This window comes from Brasilonema bromeliae SPC951 (assembly GCF_012912135.1).
Taxonomy (GTDB): Bacteria; Cyanobacteriota; Cyanobacteriia; order Cyanobacteriales; family Nostocaceae; genus Brasilonema; species Brasilonema bromeliae.
The window spans coordinates 16,271-36,394 of record NZ_QMEB01000028.1; the positions used below are offsets into that span (position 1 = coordinate 16,271).

Below are 20,124 nucleotides of genomic sequence, written 5' to 3' on the forward strand. Positions count from 1 at the left end.
GTTTTTTTACTGCTCATGGTTTGGCCTTTTAAGCCCAATTTTCGGAAACAAATTGCTCGTATTGAAATAACAGGTGCCATTGCCGGTGCGACTCGCAAGCGAGTACTAGAAGCGCTAAAAACTTTAGAAGAAAGAAAATTTCCGGCGTTACTGCTACGGATAGACAGTCCTGGTGGGACAGTAGGAGATTCTCAAGAAATCTACAGTGCTTTGAAGCGGTTGCGCGAGAAAGTAAAAATTGTTGCTAGTTTTGGTAACATTTCTGCTTCTGGTGGAGTCTACGTAGGCATGGGAGCGCAACATGTCATGGCTAACCCAGGTACGATTACAGGTAGTATTGGTGTCATTTTGCGTGGTAATAACTTGGAACGTCTGTTGCAAAAAGTAGGTGTTTCCTTTAAGGTTATAAAGTCTGGTCCTTACAAAGACATTTTGGCGTTTGATCGGGAACTGACAGAACCGGAACAAAGTATTTTGCAAGAATTAATTGACACAAGTTACCAGCAGTTTGTTCAGACAGTAGCTGACGCACGTTCCTTGGCGGTAGAAACTGTGAGAAGTTTCGCAGATGGTCGAATTTTCACTGGACAGCAAGCCTTAGAGTTAGGTATCGTAGATCGTCTGGGAACGGAGGAAGATGCTCGGCGTTGGGCTGCGGAACTGGCTGGTCTTGACCCCGAAAAAACTCCCGTTTACACCTTTGAAGAACCCAAACCTCTGTTGAGTCGCATTTTGCCAGGAAGCCGTCAAGCTTCTTCAGGACTTGGGGCTGGTCTTGGTTGGGTCGAATTCGAGGTGTCTACTAGTGGTTTACCCTTATGGTTGTATAGACCATAAATCGTGATTTGTTTTTTGTTATTGGTCGTTTGACGAATGACCATTCATAATAAGGAGGATTTTTGAGTGGAGTGGCGAATGCGGGCTATTCGCGGAGCAACGACTGTACCAGAAAATACGGTTGAAGCAATGCGAGAAGCAGTAATGGAATTACTGGATGAACTAGAAAAACGGAATCAATTGCATCCAACAGATATCATTAGTGTGACTTTTTCCGTTACACACGACTTAAATGCTACTTTCCCTGCAGCAATTGCACGTTCACGCCCCTACTGGGACAGTGTACCTATGTTAGATGTACAGGAAATGGAAGTTGATGGCAGCTTAAAACGTTGCATCCGGTTTTTAGTTCACGCCTATCTCCCGGTCTCCACCCCAATCTACCATGTCTATTTGCGTCAGGCAGCCCAGTTGCGTCCTGATTGGAATGTGCCCCAGCTATTGTAGTGTTATTGACAGTTTATAGCATTATGCATATTCGCTATAGTCAAGCAGGTGTAACGAATCAAAATCAACACAGCCTGCTCAATTCTTTTTTGCCCCTGATCCGACAGTAAAAGTCTGGTATGGGCTTCATTTGGTTGCTGTTCTCGACCCTTATTTTTAAAAATCACAAACAATTTGGAGACCATTAAATAACCTTCGTGTTGATTTGTGCTTTTGTCGGCACTAGTTTAGCAGCATTAAATCTCTAGCAACTACTGCACAGTTTGTGAAGTTTAAATACGGGTTTCGGAATTTTCTAAAGTTGACTTGGTAAAAAGTATATTTTAGTAGAAACTGCCTTTCCAAACCTTATCCCCCCCAGCGGAGGGTGAGGTAAGGTGATACGTATGAAGACAACACGCGTATAATTTTGCTCACAAAGATTTTTGAAGTCGTCGTCAGTAAGTCAGTATAGAATCATACATAAATTCTTTTTTCTGAGTTCTATTTTCAAGTCGCTATTGCTGAGAAAATCTCACAAACCTTGCCATAAAAATGTCTTTCCCCTACACCCCCACCCCCTAAGCCCTGCGGGCACGCTGCGCGTTCGCCCTCTGGGCGTGCGCTTTGCGCTTACGGGGGAATTCAAAATTCAAAATTCAAAATTCAAAATTAATACTTTTGACTTGTTTTGCCCCTACACCCATTTTCAAGCTAAAATGAGTTAATGCAACCGTCAGGTATGTCGTAACATGTTAACCAAGTTACAAGGGGAGCGTTACCAGGTTGTTCAAGTTTTAGGTCAGAGTCTATTCGGTCAAACCTACTTGGTTCAAGATACCCACCTCCCGGATCATCCCACCTGTGTCGTCAAACATTTTTTACCTAGCAGTCAATGTCCTATTCCAGTGGAAATACGCAGACGGCTATTTACCCGAGAAGTAGAAGCCCTGAAAAAACTGGACAACTATGACCTGGTTCCTCATCTTTTAGCTCATTTTGAAGACAATCTTGAGTTTTACTTGGTGCAACAGTTCATTGAAGGGCATCCTCTGACTGCAGAATTGTCGCCGGGTGATTCCTGGTCCCAAAGCAAGGTTTTTCAACTACTATACGAGGTCTTGAGCATCCTGAATTTTGTCCACAGCTACGGACTCATCCACAGAGATGTCAAGCCCAGTAATATCCTTAGACGAAAGCAAGACAATCGGTTAGTCCTGATTGATTTTGGTGCTGTCAAGCCAATTTGGAATCAATTGATTCTAAATCAAGCAAAAACTTCAAATTTCATTCCTCTTGAATATACAACCATTGCGATCGGTACGCCGGGCTATATGCCTCATGAGCAACAACGAGGCAAACCACGTCCTAATAGTGATATTTATGCCCTAGGTATGATTGCTATTCAAGCACTAACAGGAGTCCATCCGACACAATTACCAGAAGACCGGAATACAAACGAGATTCTTTGGCAAGAGTTAGCTCAGGTTAATGATGAGCTAGCCCTAATACTCAATAAGATGGTGTGTTACCACTTTCAAGACCGATATAACTCGGCAAAAGAAGCATTAGAAGCGCTTGCGCCACTCACTCATCTTTACACATCAACACAAGAGTGGGCTCCGACTTTAATACCACAAAACGTTACATTTGACAATCAAAACTCCTTACCTGAGCAGAATGTTAAACAAGTTTTTGGGAACAACCCATCAGCACCACTTTTTAACAACCAAACAAGCGATATTTCAGAACTAGAGATAGTGGAGTTACTGAGCAAACTCTACACACCAACACAGGAGTCAGCCCCTACTTCAAGACTAGACAATGACCAGACTATTTCTATTTCTCCTGGAAAACTGACTTTACTCATTGGCTTAATGTTGGGCGTAGTGTCTAGTCTGATTTTCATAGTTTTCAGCTACTGGTCTGTGCAAGTCATTGGTCCTATTCCTCAAATTCAAAATTCTTCATCTGAACCACCAGAGGGTTTGCGTTAATCAACGCGAGGTTATACAGCAGAACTCAGAACTCAGAATTCAGAACTCAGAATTCAGAATTCAGAACTCAGAACTCAGAACTCAGAACTCAGAACTCAGAAGTAAAAATGGCTTTCTGCCTGCACGCCGGAAGCTTTAGTCGTGAGGCGTGCGGCTGTTTCCTACGCGCAGCGTATCCCTTTGGGACTCAGCAATCGCAGAATTTCTATTTTAAGTTTTTTTTAGGTTGAGCTACTTCAGTTTTTATCCCTGTTCCCTGTTCCCTGTTCCCTGTTCCCTGTTCCCTAGTCATTTTTAGTTGATTTGTGGTGATGAAACCGAATTCCTAAAAAAATGTCATAAACAAATTCAAAAAAGTCTTTCTTTTGCAGAAGACCTATAGATTGATAGCAGCCTTTTTGATCTAAAAGAGGCTTCATGAGATAATATGTGGGCTGGTAATTATACCAAGGAATGGAAGGCCATAAATGATGAATTAAATGATAATTCTGACCCATAATGAGGAGATTCAGAATTGGATGGGGATAGACGCGAGCATTTTTCCAGCGATCGCGTTCCACAAAAGGACGATGAGGAAAATAATCAAAAAATAAACCCAGTGCTATCCCTACGACAAATGCTGGAATGAACCAAAAATTGAGAATGTAACCTAAAAAGTGATACTGAACCGAGATATAAACGATTGAAATCACAATCAAGCGACTGATAAACCATTCCAGTAGCTCATATTTACGCCAAAGTTGCCGCTTAAAGAAAAATACCTCGTGGTATAAAAAGCGAACCGCAATCAGCCAAAGTGGACCACCCGTGGAAACATAATGATCAGGGTCGTCTTCTGGATGGTTCACATGTCCATGATGCTGCAAATGTACCCGTGTAAATACGGGAAAAGCAAAAGCTAGCATCAAGGCACTGCCATGTCCTAACATGGCGTTCATGACTCGGTTACGATGGGCAGATTGATGGCAGGCGTCGTGAATCACCGTTCCTGCAATGTGCAAAGCAAGAGTATTTGCAGCAAAACATAACCAGTGTGGCCATTGCCAAACCCAGTAACCAAAATTGGATAATACAAGAATTGCCACAGCTGCTAAAAACATCAGCAGCGTCGGATTAAAATCACCCGGAGGCGCTAAAAATTCCTTTGGCGGGATTGTCAGTGGCTTCTTTGCCTCCGACGTCAGCATTATGAACTCCTTGTTGCTTTAACGAGAGATTGTATTTAGATGATGCCACTTTTCTATAAGGAAAGTGAAGTTTTGCAATGCAAAATGACGGATAATAAACTTGTGGGTCACAAGATTTATCTACTTCTTTACAAATCAGCCGCATAATAGCGGTATGATTTCAACATCAAACGAGCTTGTGCTGAGTGGCTCAATCGAATGAAGATCAGGGGATAAGGGGACAAGGAAACAAAAAGACAAGGGGAAGACACTTGTGTGTAGGGGTTAAGCGTTAAGTAAAGTATCTGTCGCCAAGGCAACAAGAAGAATAAGTTTCTTAACTTTCTGATGACCTCACCTCCCCATTACCTCACTCATCTACCCAGCTTTGGTGATTGACTCAGCAACAACAGACAACAGGTGCTCCCTGATTTAGGATAATTCCCAGAGTAGCTCCCTCGATTTAGTTTTTATGCAATTAAAAGATTCTGTACGCCGAACAAAAATTGTCGCTACAATTGGTCCTGCAACCAGCAGCCCAGAAACGCTCAAAGCTTTAATTGAGGCTGGTGCAACAACACTGCGGCTAAACTTCTCTCACGGTTCCCATGCCGACCATCAGCGTAATATTCGCCTGATTCGGCAAACCGCCTTTGAACTAAATCAACCGGTAGCTATCCTTCAAGACTTGCAAGGACCCAAAATTCGTTTGGGAAAGTTTGATAACGGATCTATAGTCGTGGCGAAGGGCGATCGCTTCACCTTAACCAATCGTCCTGTTGTTGGTACACAGGACATTAGCTGCGTCACGTACGATTATTTAGCAGAAGAAGTCCCCGCAGGAGCAAAAATTCTTCTTGATGATGGGCGTGTAGAAATGGTCGTAGAGGAGATTAACCGCGACAAAGGAGACTTGCACTGTCGCGTGACTGTAGGAGGGGTACTTTCAAACAATAAAGGGGTGAACTTTCCCGGAGTTTACCTATCTGTCAAAGCAATGACCGATAAAGACCGAGAAGATCTCATGTTCGGTCTGGATCAGGGCGTGGACTGGGTCGCACTTTCCTTTGTCCGCAACCCGCAAGACATGATAGAAATTAAAGAACTCATTTCTAGTACGGGTAAACGAGTACCAGTTATTGCCAAAATTGAGAAGCACGAAGCGATAGAACAAATGGAAGCAGTTCTAGCTTTGTGTGATGGCGTTATGGTGGCAAGAGGTGACTTGGGCGTAGAATTACCAGCAGAGGATGTCCCAGTCCTACAAAAGCGACTGATTGCAACCGCCAACCGCTTGGGAATTCCCATCATCACCGCCACCCAGATGTTAGACAGCATGGTTAACAACCCCCGTCCGACTCGTGCGGAAGTGTCCGATGTCGCAAATGCGATTTTAGACGGTACAGATGCGGTGATGCTCTCGAATGAAACCGCTGTCGGTAAATTCCCGGTGGAAGCTGTAGCAACGATGGCACGAATTGCCGAACGTATGGAACAAGAGGTGTGGCTGAACACAAACGCCAGCCAGGTAAGAGACACCAAACATTCTATTCCTAACGCCATCAGTCAAGCTGTCGGTCAAATTGCAGAACAGCTAGGAGCAGCAGCAATTATGACCTTAACGCAAACAGGAGCAACAGCCCGGAATGTCTCCAAATTTCGTCCCAAAACACCAATTCTAGCAGTAACACCTCATGTGAATGTCGCACGACAGTTACAACTTGTGTGGGGAGTCAAGCCGTTGTTGATGTTAGAACTTCCTTCTACTGGTCAGACATTCCAAGCCGCTATTAACGTGGCCCAAGAAAGAGAACTCTTGTCTCAAGGGGATTTGGTTGTGATGACCGCTGGGACTCTCCAAGGGATTTCTGGATCAACAGATTTGATTAAAGTTGAAGTTGTGACGGCGGTACTCGGTCAGGGAATTGGACTGGGACAAGGTTCTGTGAGTGGTCGCGCACGCGTCGTGTACACTGGCATGGATGCTAGTAACTTTAATTACGGAGATATTTTGGTTGCCTCAGGTACAAGTGCTGATTTTGTTGAGGCAATTCGTAAAGCTGGCGGTATTATTACTGAAGAGGAAAGTCTTAATAGTCACGCTGCTGTGATTGGCTTACGTCTTGGTGTGCCAGTGATCGTTGGTGTGAAAAAGGCAACTCAAGTGATTCGGGATGGTACGATTTTAACAATGGATATGCAACGCGGTTTGGTTTACTCGGGTGCAGTGGGGACACCGTAGGAAATATCAAGTATCATTTGCAGATAAAGCGATTCCCCTCCTCCACTGCTATATTGGTTTTTAAATAATCCTGCACAAGAGCGCAACCATAAGCCAGTGCATCTAGGTTGAGAATTCGCGGCAAATTCCACAGAATGAGTGTGTTGTCATCACCCCCTGAGGCAAGTATTGTCCCGTCGCGGCTGATGGCAATATCCCTAATCGCTGCGGTATGTCCTCTGAGGGTTGTTAGTTCCGTACCAAACTCCTGCGGAGACGCTGTCTCCTGCACAGAGGCTGAGTCCAGAGGACTCGCTTCGCGAACGCCAACGCGAACAAGCTTCCAAAGTTTGACGGTAGCATCCACGCTGCCAGAAGCAACTATTTTTCCGTCGGGAGTAAACGCAACTCCCCAAATCGCAGCTGTATGACCTTTGAGAGTTTTCAGCAACTTACCATCAAGTGTCCATAACTTAACGGTATTGTCACCACTTCCAGTAGCCACCATTTTACCGTCTTGGCTAAAAGCAACTCTCCATACTGCAGCAGTGTGTCCGACAAGGGTTTTGAATAACTTCCCATCAAGCGTCCACAGCTTAGCAGTACCATCGCCACTGGCTGAACCAACCAGCCGACCATCGGGACTAAATACGACATGCCACACTTCCGCCTGATGTCCTTTGAGAACCTGCGGTACAGGGCGATCTCTACGCCATATCTGAACAATTTTGTCAACATTTGCCATTGCGATCGCTTGTCCTGAGGGACTCAAGACTCCTGCTAAGAGTTTACCGAGAACTTTGTAAGTAGCAACCAAAGTGCCGTCTGGCTTCTTGAGTTTTACAGTATTATTATCAGCGGCAAGAGCAATTAACTTGCGATCGTCACTGAATGAAGCCTCGAAGACTATGCTCCCAGATTCAGTGAAAGTTTTGAGCAATTTACCTTGGCGACTCCAAAGTTTAGCGGTGTTTTCGTGACCAGCCGTGGCAATGGTCGAACTGTCGGAGGTGATAGCTATTGACCAAATCCCGCCGTTATGGGCAATGATAGACTTTTGGAATGGGTTCTCTTTCTGCCAGAGTCTGACAACGTTTTCTGCACCTGCCGAAGCAATAAAGCTGCTGTCAGGGCTAAAAGTCACTCCCCAAACCCCGGCACTGTGTCTTCTAAGCGTTCTCAGTTCCGTACCATCAATGTTCCAAAGTTTAATCGTTTTGTCGAGACTGGCGGTGGCAATAGTCTGACCATCGGGACTAAAAGCGACTCCCCAAACCCCGGCACTGTGACCTTTAAGAGTTTTATACTGGCGGTAGCTTCCATCAGTGCTGTCTCGCTGCCAAAGTTTAACAGTTGTGTCTTCACTCGCTGAAGCAATCGTCTGACTGTCAGGGCTGAAAGCTACTCCTACAACCCAACCAGTGTGACCTTGGAGAGTTTGTAGGGGCTTGGTGTATGCTGTGCCCGAACCGTCTCGTTTCCAAAGTTTTACTGTCTTGTCTACACTTGTGGCAGCAACGATTTGACCATCAGGACTCCATGCGACTCCCCAGACCGAAGCAGTGTTTTTGCAGTCTACGTTTGGCTTTGATTGCTTCTATGAGTGCATCCAATGTGCGATTTGAGGCAAACAGTCCTTCAGAAGAAGATACAAGCGCTTGAATTTCACTGCTTCTGGCTTGACTTTCGCTTTTTTGGGCTTGGCGGTACAAAATGAAAGTCCCTAGCCCCAAACTGCTAGAAATGACCAACCCGATACACACTGCAACTAACAGAAACCTTTGTAATTTAGCCGTTCTTTTCTCTTGTGCTAGTCGTGCTTCTACCTCTTTGGCTCGTGCGGCTTCCAATCTTTGCTGAGTTTCTCGACGTTCCAGTTCCTGGCTGGCTGCTAAAAATCGATAGTCCAAATCGCTGAGGCTTTTGCGCCCACTCCAGTCTAAGACTTCTTGTAATGCTCGCCCCCGCAGCAGACGTGATTCATCTTGATAACCCGATATGACCCATGCATTAAATGCCTGCGAGTAAGGACGCAAATTATCTAACTGTCTGAGTACCCATTCAGAATTGAAGACACTGCGGTAGATAGGATTTTTAATTTTGAGATAGCCGTCGTGTTTCTCGACCAATCCCGATAGTAAAAGTTCTGTCTGTTCTCGACTGTCATCAGTAGGTACACCAGATGTTTGATTCTCTTCTGCTTGCAACACCTGCTGATAAAGACCTAACAACCGCCCTGCGCGCTGTTCGTTGAAAAGGAGGCGATCGCGAATCGTGCACAGGTGTTCCGGTTCATCTTTTGCTTCCCAGTGTTGGATAATTTGCTGTAGCACAAATTGTTCTACCCAATATGATGCGGTTTCTGGAGGTAAGACAATTTTTCTGTTTGATGTCTCTAAGGCAGTATGGACAATTAACTGACAGAGTTTTTGAGTCAGAAATGGTTGTCCCCCACTCCAGTAAATGATTTCCCGCAGCACATCTTCGCTTTGGCTGACGACTTCCCCTAACCCTTTTAGCAGTGGTGTTGCTTCATGCAGTTGAAAACCATATAACTCAATCGCTGTTCCAATATTAAACGGTGTCCGGCGTTTGTCAGCAATGAGATCAGATGGACTAGCTACTCCAAACAGTACAAATCCCAGACGTTGGAATTTCGGGTCATGTGCCTGCTGATTATAGCAATGACGAATCCAGGCAAAAAAGTCACTGACAGGAAAACTCAAACTCAACAGACTGTCAATTTCATCAATAAAGATGAAAATGCGTTCGCTTTGAACATTTGGCAGCAAAACTGCTTCAACAAACAGATCTAGTTTTTGCACTGGGGAAATACCTGCTTGCATATCCCACCATTGCTTAAACTTGACGTGTTCTGCCAGATTTAAGTCGTAAAACAAGCTGAGGATGATACCTTTATACCATTGTTCTGGTGTGGTATTCTCGCTACCCAATCGGGTGACATCCAAGTAAGCACAGCTATGCCCTTCTTCTCTGAGACGATAACTCGTGCGTTGTAATAAGGATGACTTGCCCATCTGGCGAGAATTTAAGACGTAACAGAAATCACCAGCTTTCAGGCTGGCATAAAGTTTTTCGTCTGCCTGACGGACAACATATGTGGGATCGTCACTGTGAAGGCTGCCACCAACTTGGTATCTCATATTTAAGTGTGATTAAAATTAGCTTTTTCAAGATGAAGCGATCGCGAAATCTCTGCCATCTTGAAAGCCAAAATTGCTGTAAGCGATTCCTACGGAGAGCTACGCTTAACGCACAAGCTCTATAAAGAAAGCGCAAAACTTCCATTTTCGTCTGGTGCCTGTAACTATTATCTCACTATGCAAGGAAATCTGCTTTTGTATTCTCTTAACTGTCTTAACTGTCTTAACTGTCTTAACTGTCTAATTGTAGGTTATTAAATTTTTTTTAACTGTCTGCTTAACTGTCTTAACTGTCCTTGCATTCTTTTTAGAAAGCTGAAAATATATCAAAGGATGCAAATCTTGCATTCTTGTTCACATTACTTTGAATCACCACTGAGAGAAATGATCAAACGGATTTTAGCAACAATAGCGTTGATTATTGCAGTAACTTTCTTTGCCCCTCCTGCATTCGCTTCCATCAACAGTTCTAACCCAGATTCAACTGTTATTACAGGAAAGGATGATATAGTTAACGCAAGTCTGCCACTTTTCATTTACCAAACAGCTAAATCTTCAGATAATACTTGGGGAAGAGTAGTACGTTTAAGTGGGTTTGGAAATTTTTTTGACATTGGAATTGATGAGCAAGGAAACTTTTTCATTAACTCACCTGAAGATACAAAAACCTCACATGCTCTAAAAATTTCCCCAACTGGCGTTGTGACAATTCCCGGAAAATAATAGTAAATGATTGCGGCGATAGCTAAATGTTTAGTCCTTAATTTTGGTTAGTTCTAAACTTCTGCGCCAGCATCATCTTACCATCAAGGGGATTTGTAACCTTCAAATCTCCTTGATTCTTGAATTTTGTTAAACAATTGTCGATAGTTGTTTTGCAAACAGGAGCGCGGTAAAGTTCGCAACGCAGTAGGATGCGATCGCAAGGGAAAGCAGACGCCCTTGGCGTATCGCTTTACTGATTTCGGTTAATGAAAGCGATCGCTCTTTTTTTATCTGATTTCAACTTGTATCACTTTTCGAGGTCATGAAATTTGCATCTTCCCATTTTTCACTTAACTGTCTTAACTGTCTTAAGGGCAGGGAGTATGTCAAAATAATCCTGAGCTTGTAATTTTTGACCTCTAAAATTTGAACCATGTTTGCTCTAGTCTCGCCTGAGAAAATTCAGCTACCTGCGGGAGCGGTTGTCCGGTTACCTGCAACCTGGGAAGATTATCAGGATTTGTGTCACTGGCGGGGCGATGGTTCAATTCCCCGCGTGAAGTACCGATCCGGAGAAGTGTTACTCATGTCTCCTCTTCCCAAGCATGGACGCGATGCGCATTTAATCGCGAATGTCATCACAGTGCTGCTGGATCATATTGGACGTGAGTACGATGCTTTTACTCCTGTGACTATGGAATTACCACAAAAGAGCGGAATCGAACCAGACTATTGTTTTTACATTAACCATTGGGAAGCTGTCTCTGGTAAAGAGCGAATTGACTGGAGTATTGATCCTCCTCCTGATTTAGTACTGGAAATTGATGTGACGAGCTATTCTGACGTGAATGATTACCTCCCTTATCAAGTACCAGAAATCTGGTTGTTCCGCAAAAAACAACTGTATGTTTATCAGTTGCAAGGTACAGAATACCTCGTTCAAACTCAAAGCCAATATTTCCCAAATATAAACATCCAAGATATAGTTTCCAGGTGCGTTGAAGTTGCCTATGAACGGAATACCAGTGCAGCAATTCGTGAACTCAAGCAGCGCTTAGGTTGAACAGAGGTTTTTTTTAAGTACAAAATGGACGCTTTATTGATTGAGGTAAAATGCGATGTCTACGACGGGCTACGCCTACGCCCTTAAAGCGAATTAATACTAAAGTGTCGAGTTTGCAAGCCTCAGTGGGATTAAGAGAAATACCTTGCTTTGTATAGTACTGAGTTTTTTAACTGTCTTATCTGTCCTTGTATTCAAAAGTGTTTAAATTTACTCAAAAATCCTATCCCGTTCCAGTCCATTTTAATGGACTTCGTCTATGAGCCTGGGACTTACAGTCCCGTGACGAGAACAAAGTCAAATAATCTGTAATAACTTTGACATTGATTTTCCCAGGTGCAAGATATAAGCCAAAAAATAATAGTTGACAATACAGACACAATCTGAGTTAAGAGCTTTTGTAGTTTCAGTCACATCCGCTGACTTGCTTGTCATCCGCCCAATTCTCTAAAAATTGGATACGCATAAACATCCCATTGGGTCAATTACGAATACTTGACCGACGCCCTAGCATAAATAGGTAATACTCAGATCTTGCACCATTATTTTCGTCCGCCAAGAAATAAATTCTGAGGCTAAGAGTTCAAGTCCGTTAAAACGGACTGGGTAAGTCTTTGAGTCCGTACGGACTTAAGCTATTAGCCTTGTAGACGCCCGCCAGAAGGCTTCCCTAGTGGTACTTCAGTTCAAGGTGTACTCAGGTAGAGGTGCAAGATCTGAGTAATAAGAATAGGAAATACTCATAAAGCAATGACATCTCAACCTCACTAAAGACTCAAAGATAACTTAGGCAATGAATAGCAACAGAGGTGAAAATCTAAAGAGAAAAGCCATAGTTATAGACATAACCGGAGGTTTGGTCAAAGCAGGATTTGCTGGAGAAAATGCACCTAGTGTGGTCTTTCCTACTCTTGTCGGTCGTCTTAAGTCTGAGAGTATGGGACTCAACGAAATCTACTTTGGTGATGAAGCGGCGCTTAAGCGAGATGTTTTAGCAATGACATCTCCAGTGGAGAAAGGCATAGTCACAAACTGGGACGACTTCCAAAAATTGCTGGAATACACTTTTAGCGCCTTGAAAGTCAACGTGCAAGAATGTAACGTCCTAATCACCGATATATTCTGGAACTCTCAGAGTAACCGTGAAAAGCTTTGTCAAATGTTGTTTGAATTTGGTGTTGCAGGTCTATACCTTGCTCACGACGCAGTCCTATCTCTGTATGCCTCGGAAAAAAGTACCGCTATAGTTATCAATATTACCAACGACTTCACTGATGTTGTTCCTATTTGCGAAGGGTGTTCTATTCCTCATGCCAGGCGACGTATTAGCATAGGGAAAGAGAACCTTGTAAGTTCAGAGCCTTTTCGTCCGCTTGAGACTTTGTTTGAGCCTACTCTAACGAAATCAATTGTTAGTGCTATCTCGAATTGCGATCCGAAGATTTGCCAAACTCTGTATAAAAACATTGTACTTGCAGGAGAGGGCAGTATGTTTGAGGGGTTGCCTGAGCGACTTGAGAAGGAAGTACGCTCCCTTGCGCCATCAGGGGTCACAGTTAAGGTCGTCGCCTCTCCCCAGAGGAAAGATTTTGCTTGGATTGGCGGCTCAATGTTAGCATCTTTAACGACGTTTGAGACCATGTGGTTCACCAAGGAAGAATAATACTTTGCTTTGTATAGCAGTTGAGGTCATCTTAAGATAAAATTGTCATCCCCTAGCATCTCAATCAAACCATGCAGCTGACGATAGATCTTCCCGAACAGACATTTCAAAGACTGGCTCAGATTGCAGAGTTAACCAACCAATCCTTGGAGGATTTGATTGTCCAGAGCGTTACTGGGAATTTACCCCCTGCTGTTGAAACTGCTCCCTCTGAGATCCAGGCTGAACTGCTTGAACTCCAGACTTTGAGTGTTGAAGCGTTACGGCAAATTGCTCAAAGTCAGGTGTCGCCGTTTCAGCAAGATCGGCACATGGCACTTCTAGAGCGAAATCAAGATGGTTTACTCACCCCTCAAGAGCAGCAGGAACTTCGCCAACTAACCCTGGCGGCGGATCAATTGATGCTCAAAAAAGCCCATGCTTGTGCCATATTACGTTGGCGAGGGCAACCCATTCGTACCCTGAGCCAACTTTCTCCCAATTAAGGAATGTCTTCAATTTCCCAATCAATTCGCCAGCAAGTTGTTTCAGAAGCAAAACAATGCTGTGAATATTGTATGACTCAGCAATTGCTAATAGGTATGCCTCTTGTGATTGACCATGTAATTCCCCGTTCAGCTGGCGGAAGCGACAAACGCGAAAATTTAGCTGCTTGTTGCTATCGCTGTAATGAATTTAAAGGTGCCAAAACTCAAGCTACTGATCCAATGACAGGAGAACAGGCTCCCCTTTTTAACCCACGTCAACAAATTTGGTCTGACCATTTTGCTTGGACAAATGCTGGCACACATATTGCTGGCTTAACTGCAATAGGTCGAGCTACTGTGGAAACACTTAAACTTAACAACGATTACATCGTTGAAGCCCGAAAGATTTGGGTTGCTCAAAACTGGCATCCACCGGAACTTTAGCCGGCATTTTTGCACGCATTGGGATGCTCCCTGATAACTGATAATTGATAACTGTTAATTGGTTAAATTAATTGGTTAAATTCGAGTTGTCGCTAGTTGTTTTTCAAAGTAAGCACGGTAGAGTTCGCAACTCGGTAAAATGCGATCGCCCTTAAAACAAATCAATCCCAAACTGTCGAGCTTATATACATCAATGGGATTGACATAAGTACTTTGCAATGCTTTCAAAATTAAGGAACTATTAAGACTGTTACTGTTAGTAAAACACCAAGTGGCAAATATTTTGCATCTATACTAACCGAAGTGGAAGGGGACAACCCATCTACTTGCGAAGGTAAGATATACGGTATTGATTTTGGGCTGAAACATTTTGCCGTTGTAACTGACGGTGAGAAAGTTTCAAAGTACGACAATCCAAGAAATCTTGCCAAGCACGAAAAAAATCTAAAGCGTAAACAACAAAAGTTAGCACGTAAACAAAAAGGTAGCTCTTCTCGGTTCAAATATAAAAAAGTTGTTGCCAAAGTATACGAACGGGTTAGCAATTCGCGGCAAGATTTTTTACACAAACTTAGTTATAAGTTGGTCAGCGATAGCCAAGCTGTCATAGTAGAAAATCTTCATCTTCTAGGCATGGTTCGTAATCATAAATTGGCAAAAGCAATATCTGATCTAGGCTGGGGAACGTTCACTAATTTTCTAGCTTATAAGCTAGAACGCAAGGGCGCAAAGTTAGTTGAAATCGACAGATGGTTTCCCAGTTCCAAGCTCTGCTCTAATTGTTTCTATCAAATTGGTGAAATGCCACTGGATGTGAGGGACTGGACTTGTCCCCACTGTGGCACTCATCATGACCGTGATGGAAATGCAGCTATCAATATTAGAGCAGAAGGTATCAGAATGCTAAAGGCGGAAGGTTCAGCCGTCTCTGCTGTAGGAGGAGAAGTAAGACCAAAGCTTGGACGAAAGTCTAATCTAAGGCATTCTCCCACGAGTACAGAAGCCCCGTCCGCCTATGCGGCGGGGTAGTTCACTCAGTTATGTCAAATGTGACTAAACGGTTTTTTTGAGTGTTATTCATAACACAAGTCTTTTTGAAAAGTTATTAAGCAGCTATTTAGGACTTACGCATTGACAAAAAGTTGACCAATGGGTTTTAAAGGTAGCCTGATAAAACTTCTACAGTAGCGAGTCCTGTTTTTTCCCAACTGAATTGACTAGCCCTGTTTCTGCTTTGAGTCGAGAGATGTTGACGCAATACTGAATCAGTTGCAATAATTTGCATCGCTTGAGTCATCTCGTCAACGTTGTAAGGGTTGATGAAAATAGCAGCATCACCAGCCACTTCTGGTAAAGATGAGAGGTTGGAGGTGATCACGGGAGTACCACAAGCCATTGCTTCGAGAACTGGGAAACCAAAACCTTCCCAAAGACTGGGGAAGACGAGGGCTGTTGCACCACTAATAATTTTGGGTAATTCGCTGTAAGGAACATAGTTGAGGAATTTCACTTTACCAGTTATCTCCAATTCCTGAACTTGCGTTTGCAACAAAGGAGTAAAGCGTTTATCTTGTGGTCCTGCTAACCACAGTTCATAGTCCCGATTGTGAGATAATCCTGCAAAGGCGCTGATAAGTCTGTGCAAGTTCTTATAGGGATCGTGTCGTCCAATATAAAGGAAGTATGGAAATTTCGTGAGGCGAGTATCTTGTCCATCACTATCTAAATGAATTGGGCGAAAATGATTGGTGTCGTGTGCGAGGGGAATAGGAGTGATTTTGCTGGCGCTGATGTGATAGAAGTCGATGATATCTTTTGCTGTAGCGTGAGAGTTGCAGATAATATGTTGCGCTTGGGCGAGAACTTGAGGAACATACAAGCGCGAGTAATGCATCAGTGGTGACAAAAGTTTGGGAAAGCGCAACGGGATCAAATCGTGAACCATCACGATAGAATGACAATTGGCATAAAGGGGCGCTTCCGGAAGTGGAGAAAATATCAGTTGGGATTTCAGCTTTTTATAGATTTTTCGCAGTTGAAATTGTGTCCAGATAAGACGATCAAAATGTCCTTTAGTTCCTTGAGCAGGAGTCAGCTTATCTGGTATAGAATAACAGTTAAACTCGGGGTAGCTTTGAGCAGTTAATAGGGTGGGCTTAAGAGTTTTTAAATAAGGAAAAAGATTTTTGGCATAGTTGCTTATGCCTGTAGGTTGGGAAAAAACAATCGATAGGTTAAATAATATATTACTCATTTATATCAAACTTAACCCGCTCATAAATCTGACGGTGTGAGATTTGACAATTAGCCGAATTTAAAGTTAAAACTCCATCATCAGCATCAGACTCGCTAAATAGCCAGTTACTCTCTGGGGTTTTACTAAATTGCTCAATATGGATTTGATATTGGTTAATGAGAATGTATTCTTGAAATTGAGGAATAGAACGATAGTATGTGAATTTATCACCCCTATCCCGGCTACTGCTAGATTTAGAGAAAACTTCAAAGATAATACAGGGATTAAGTATAGTGTCAGTACGTCCTTCCTCAAAAACAGGTTCACCTTTAATAATTAAGACATCTGGATAGACGTATTGGCGATAACGAGGAATCCACAAGCCTAGATCATTAGCATAAATGTGGTAATTTTGCTCTTTGAGTGTAAGGCTAAGGGCAAGAGTCACTATTAAATTAACAACGATTTGATTATGGTTAATCGAACTACCTGTCATGGGAACAATTTCTCCATCACGGTATTCAGTGCGGTAATTGGTGGCTTCTTCAAGTGCAAAATACTCCTCTATCGAGTAAAGACGGGGTGGAATTTGTACAACCATAACACGAGCCTGTGAGTTTTTGAATGTTGCTCTATGACCTTAGCCTAGCATTAGAGAGAAAGTTTGAAGGAAGCGATTACCTAGCCCCTAAAAGGGGCGCTGCGCAAACGGTAGAGCTAAGCGCGGCTAGGCGCTCAGCATGAGCCTTCGCTTAACGCCTCCAATACATGAACACGCCCGCAAATTTCCCAAATGCTACTTGAGGTTTGACAAAACTCAAAATCAGAGCATGAGAAATCAAGCGAAGTAACCTGATATTGAGAATCCATTGATTTGTATATCTATCTAAAGATAACAAATAACCATAAGTACTATTTTTTATTTTCCGAAAAACATATTTATTTGTAATTGAAGAGGGCTGATGTATGACACCAAACTGCTTAGTCACCGCAATCAAATGTCCCTGATTGGCATAACGTCGGCAAAAGTCAAAATCTTCATAGTAGAGAAAATAAGCAGGGTCAAACTGAGGACACTCATCAAAATTCCGAAGATTAACGATCAAGCTACAACCTGTAATCCAATCACAAGCAACATAATCTGTATCTGTATTCGTCAACAAATCTTGAGTGATAATTGCCCCTGTTGAGGAAATAAAGCGACCACCTGCGAACCAAACTTCACCTGTCGTAGTATGAACAATTGTGCCGAGAATAGAAATTTTGGGATGACCCTCAAAAAATAACCGAACTTTTTCCAGAAAAATTTCTAAAAAATAAGCATCAGGATTAATTATCCAGACAAGTCCGTGAGCATCTTGGGTATAAATCCATTTCATCCCTAAATTGCAACCACCACCAAAGCCGACATTACTCTCCGCATTAAAAATGAGTACCAATTCACTTTTAAGATGATAGATAGAATTGTCATCAGGAGAATTATTAATGATGACGACTTTATAATCATGACTGTCATAACTTGGTAGAGAAGTAATCAGTTTAGTAATAAGATTTGTGGAATAATAATTAACAACTAAAAAGTAAATCACGTTAGCTTAATTGATAAATTTTCTCTAATGATGAAACCACAGAAAAACAAAAATACACACAGATAAATTATCTGTATTTATCTGCGTCCATCTACTTCGGCGTCCATCTGCGGTTCCAAATAATCCTAAACCCAATTTTTACAACAAATCTAATCTCCCTGCGGATAATCCTCCCACAATGTTGTAATCTCTCGCAAACTTTGATGATTACCATCGCCTAAAATCAGATGATCTAAAACAGGAATGGCTAAAAATTGTCCTCCCATTAACAACTGTCGCGTCAATTCAATATCTTCTTGACTCGGTTCCACATTTCCGGAAGGATGATTATGTGCCACAATAACCCGCGTTGCTCCTTGACGAATCACTTCACGGAAAATTTCCCGAGGAGGAGCCAAGGTTTCCGTTGCTGTACCAATAGTAATCACTTGCGTTCCAAGCAGGCGATTCTTCACATCCAACAATAACACCGCAAACCTTTCCTGATTTTGCCACATCAAATCTTGACTCAAAGCCGCCGCCGCAGCTGCTGGGCTATCAATTAATGTGCGTTCTCCTGGACGCGATTGAAAGGCTCGTTTCCCTAATTCAATCGCCGCTAAGATAGTTGTCGCTTTTGCTGGACCAACACCAGGAATTTGCATCAACTCGGCGGCGCTGACATCTCGCAGAACCGCCAAGGGGTCTCGCTGGTGTTTGCTCAGTTGCTGTAAAATATATTGTCCTAGACCCACGGCAGAAAGTTTTCCGTGTCCTTGACCAGTACCTAGCAGAATTGCTATTAACTCGGCTGTGGCTAAAATTTTAGGACCATGTGTTAACAGCCGCTCACGCGGACGCTCAGTCACAGGTATATCGGCAATTCTGAGGCTATAAGTCATAGGCGAATACAGAGGAAAAATCATGATATATAGACTTCTTCCTAGTTATCCCCTGTAATTCTGAAAACATCTAGATATTTGACCAAATATTTAATTTACCGGTCTTTTTTGGCTTTTTCTACTGGTTTTTACTGATATATTTGTGTTGCCTTGAGCATATGATATGTAATTAAGAGTTGGGTGAGGGCAAGGGGGTAACTCTGGATGGTTTCGCCTGTTGTACCAGCGACTTTGCCTAACTCTGGATTTCCTTCGCGATCGCATATATTCTTGAGATAAGGCATATCAGCACAAAGAATATGTTCTAGCTTATTGACCTGTTCCAAAGTAGCATGACCATCTACTTCCAGAACATCAACTGGTTTGCTCATATCCCTGTCTAATCCCAAGCGGATTGCTGACTCAAAACTGCCATCGCCGTAATTGATAATCTGGAGAAAATCTGGATGAGGAATTGTCGGACGGAGTACCAAACGTACATTTAGGTGTCCATTAGTTTGCTCTAAATCGTCACTGGGAGGGTAAAAACTCACCACAATATCTGACCATTGCCGTTGTGGACGGATAAATTGCTCAGAATCTGGTTCACGTTTTCTAAGTTCCTCAAGCACTTGTTCTTCTGTATACCCTCGTTTTTGGGTATCCCGCTTAACTTTCCACTGAGCACGCACAGATTCGGGGGGAGCAAGATAAACTTTTACATCGTAGGATTCACAGGCACCACGGGTAGAATAACCCAGTAATCCCTCAACAATCACAAATTTACTTGGTTTTATATAAACTGGTGGCTCAAAAGTACCAGTTTTGTGGCTGTATACTGGCTTGAGAATTGGCTGTCCTATCCTAAGTTGCGACAGGTGTTGCTGCATAATATCGAGATGGTTGCAGTCAGGATGAAGAGCAGTGATACCAATCTCGGCACGTTGCTTACGGTCGTACTTATGATAATCATCTGTACAAATAACCGTGACATTCTCCGGTCCAAGAACCTGAGCAATCCCCTTAGTCAGTGTTGTTTTCCCAGCAGCACTGTCGCCAACAATACCAAGAATTATAGGACGGCTCATAACTCCCCCTTCCAGAAGATACAGTAAACTTTAATTTTAGATTGTATGTTATTTTACTATTTTTCTAAAAAAAATAGAAGACAGCTTAATCAAGAAAGTGATGATTTTTTGACATAATTACTAAAAATTAAGATTTTTATCTTTAACAAATATCTGCATTTATTTTTGTAAAAAAATACTTTTATAAATATTATATGC

General features: G+C 42.7%; 18 protein-coding genes and 2 pseudogenes. 10 read left to right on the forward strand and 10 right to left on the reverse strand.

Annotation, left to right across the window (positions count from 1 at the left end):
- Positions 1 to 15: 15 nt before the first annotated feature.
- From sppA to DP116_RS05840, 3 genes are all read left to right on the forward strand, one after another.
- On the forward strand, positions 16 to 837 hold the full coding sequence (gene sppA / locus DP116_RS05830) for a signal peptide peptidase SppA (RefSeq protein ID WP_169154276.1): 822 nt from the start codon (positions 16 to 18) through the stop codon (positions 835 to 837).
- A gap of 78 nt (positions 838 to 915) precedes the next feature.
- The gene (aroH, locus tag DP116_RS05835) at positions 916 to 1,284 is read left to right on the forward strand and encodes a chorismate mutase (protein ID WP_211173099.1); all 369 of its coding nucleotides are present in this window, start codon (positions 916 to 918) and stop codon (positions 1,282 to 1,284) included.
- A gap of 731 nt (positions 1,285 to 2,015) precedes the next feature.
- Positions 2,016 to 3,260, forward strand: a complete 1,245-nt coding sequence (locus DP116_RS05840) for a serine/threonine-protein kinase (protein ID WP_169154278.1) — start codon at positions 2,016 to 2,018, stop codon at positions 3,258 to 3,260.
- A 284-nt stretch (positions 3,261 to 3,544) separates the two neighbouring features.
- On the opposite strand, the gene crtR is transcribed toward DP116_RS05840, so the two are convergent.
- A complete protein-coding gene (gene crtR / locus DP116_RS05845; RefSeq protein WP_169154279.1) occupies positions 3,545 to 4,447 on the reverse strand; it encodes a beta-carotene hydroxylase in 903 nt (300 codons plus the stop codon).
- 451 nt (positions 4,448 to 4,898) lie between these two features.
- Between crtR and pyk the strand changes: the two genes are divergently transcribed.
- Positions 4,899 to 6,668: a pyruvate kinase gene (gene pyk, locus DP116_RS05850; protein ID WP_169154280.1), complete on the forward strand. Its 1,770-nt coding sequence runs from the start codon at positions 4,899 to 4,901 to the stop codon at positions 6,666 to 6,668.
- Positions 6,669 to 6,681: 13 nt separating this feature from the next.
- Here the strand turns inward: pyk and DP116_RS30115 are convergent, their stop codons facing one another.
- The 3 genes and pseudogenes from DP116_RS30115 to DP116_RS29065 form a co-directional block, all read right to left on the reverse strand.
- Positions 6,682 to 7,791, reverse strand: a complete 1,110-nt coding sequence (locus tag DP116_RS30115; RefSeq protein ID WP_339381630.1) for a WD40 repeat domain-containing protein — start codon at positions 7,789 to 7,791, stop codon at positions 6,682 to 6,684.
- A 105-nt stretch (positions 7,792 to 7,896) separates the two neighbouring features.
- Positions 7,897 to 8,172, reverse strand: a pseudogene (locus DP116_RS30255) (WD40 repeat domain-containing protein); the annotation flags it as partial.
- Between the two features lie 4 nt (positions 8,173 to 8,176).
- A complete protein-coding gene (locus DP116_RS29065) occupies positions 8,177 to 9,811 on the reverse strand; it encodes an AAA-like domain-containing protein (protein WP_246275503.1) in 1,635 nt (544 codons plus the stop codon).
- 384 nt (positions 9,812 to 10,195) lie between these two features.
- Here DP116_RS29065 and DP116_RS05860 point away from each other — a divergent pair, with 384 nt between their 5' ends.
- From DP116_RS05860 to DP116_RS05880, 5 genes are all read left to right on the forward strand, one after another.
- Positions 10,196 to 10,534, forward strand: a complete 339-nt coding sequence (locus DP116_RS05860) for a hypothetical protein (protein ID WP_169154281.1) — start codon at positions 10,196 to 10,198, stop codon at positions 10,532 to 10,534.
- Positions 10,535 to 10,949: 415 nt separating this feature from the next.
- The gene (locus DP116_RS05865; protein WP_169154282.1) at positions 10,950 to 11,579 is read left to right on the forward strand and encodes a Uma2 family endonuclease; all 630 of its coding nucleotides are present in this window, start codon (positions 10,950 to 10,952) and stop codon (positions 11,577 to 11,579) included.
- A gap of 793 nt (positions 11,580 to 12,372) precedes the next feature.
- Positions 12,373 to 13,242, forward strand: a complete 870-nt coding sequence (locus DP116_RS05870; protein WP_169154283.1) for an actin family protein — start codon at positions 12,373 to 12,375, stop codon at positions 13,240 to 13,242.
- Between the two features lie 71 nt (positions 13,243 to 13,313).
- Positions 13,314 to 13,727 (forward strand): hypothetical protein, encoded by a 414-nt coding sequence (locus tag DP116_RS05875; RefSeq protein WP_169154284.1) that lies wholly within the window; start codon positions 13,314 to 13,316, stop codon positions 13,725 to 13,727.
- A 3-nt stretch (positions 13,728 to 13,730) separates the two neighbouring features.
- Complete coding sequence (locus tag DP116_RS05880; RefSeq protein WP_169154285.1) at positions 13,731 to 14,153, forward strand: HNH endonuclease; 423 nt, start codon at positions 13,731 to 13,733, stop codon at positions 14,151 to 14,153.
- A gap of 75 nt (positions 14,154 to 14,228) precedes the next feature.
- Here DP116_RS05880 and DP116_RS05885 read toward each other — a convergent pair whose 3' ends face one another.
- A complete protein-coding gene (locus DP116_RS05885; RefSeq protein WP_211173100.1) occupies positions 14,229 to 14,381 on the reverse strand; it encodes an AAA-like domain-containing protein in 153 nt (50 codons plus the stop codon).
- Positions 14,382 to 14,387: 6 nt separating this feature from the next.
- On the opposite strand from DP116_RS05885, the pseudogene DP116_RS05890 reads away from it, so the two are divergent.
- Positions 14,388 to 15,182 (forward strand): annotated as a pseudogene (locus tag DP116_RS05890) (RNA-guided endonuclease InsQ/TnpB family protein); the annotation flags it as partial.
- 127 nt (positions 15,183 to 15,309) lie between these two features.
- Here DP116_RS05890 and DP116_RS05895 read toward each other — a convergent pair.
- From DP116_RS05895 to DP116_RS05915, 5 genes are all read right to left on the reverse strand, one after another.
- Positions 15,310 to 16,407, reverse strand: coding sequence for a glycosyltransferase family 4 protein (locus tag DP116_RS05895; protein WP_169154286.1), 1,098 nt, complete (start codon positions 16,405 to 16,407; stop codon positions 15,310 to 15,312).
- Positions 16,400 to 16,990, reverse strand: a complete 591-nt coding sequence (locus DP116_RS05900; RefSeq protein WP_169154287.1) for a Uma2 family endonuclease — start codon at positions 16,988 to 16,990, stop codon at positions 16,400 to 16,402. Before DP116_RS05900 ends, DP116_RS05895 begins: the two co-directional genes overlap by 8 nt.
- A 151-nt stretch (positions 16,991 to 17,141) precedes the next feature.
- The gene (locus DP116_RS05905) at positions 17,142 to 17,978 is read right to left on the reverse strand and encodes a glycosyltransferase (protein ID WP_169154288.1); all 837 of its coding nucleotides are present in this window, start codon (positions 17,976 to 17,978) and stop codon (positions 17,142 to 17,144) included.
- Positions 17,979 to 18,127: 149 nt separating this feature from the next.
- Positions 18,128 to 18,859 carry a RadC family protein gene (gene radC / locus DP116_RS05910; RefSeq protein WP_169154289.1) on the reverse strand — a complete coding sequence of 244 codons (732 nt, stop codon included), beginning with the start codon at positions 18,857 to 18,859 and terminating at the stop codon, positions 18,128 to 18,130.
- 128 nt (positions 18,860 to 18,987) lie between these two features.
- Positions 18,988 to 19,926 carry a phosphoribulokinase gene (locus DP116_RS05915; RefSeq protein WP_169154290.1) on the reverse strand — a complete coding sequence of 313 codons (939 nt, stop codon included), beginning with the start codon at positions 19,924 to 19,926 and terminating at the stop codon, positions 18,988 to 18,990.
- Positions 19,927 to 20,124 lie beyond the last annotated feature (198 nt).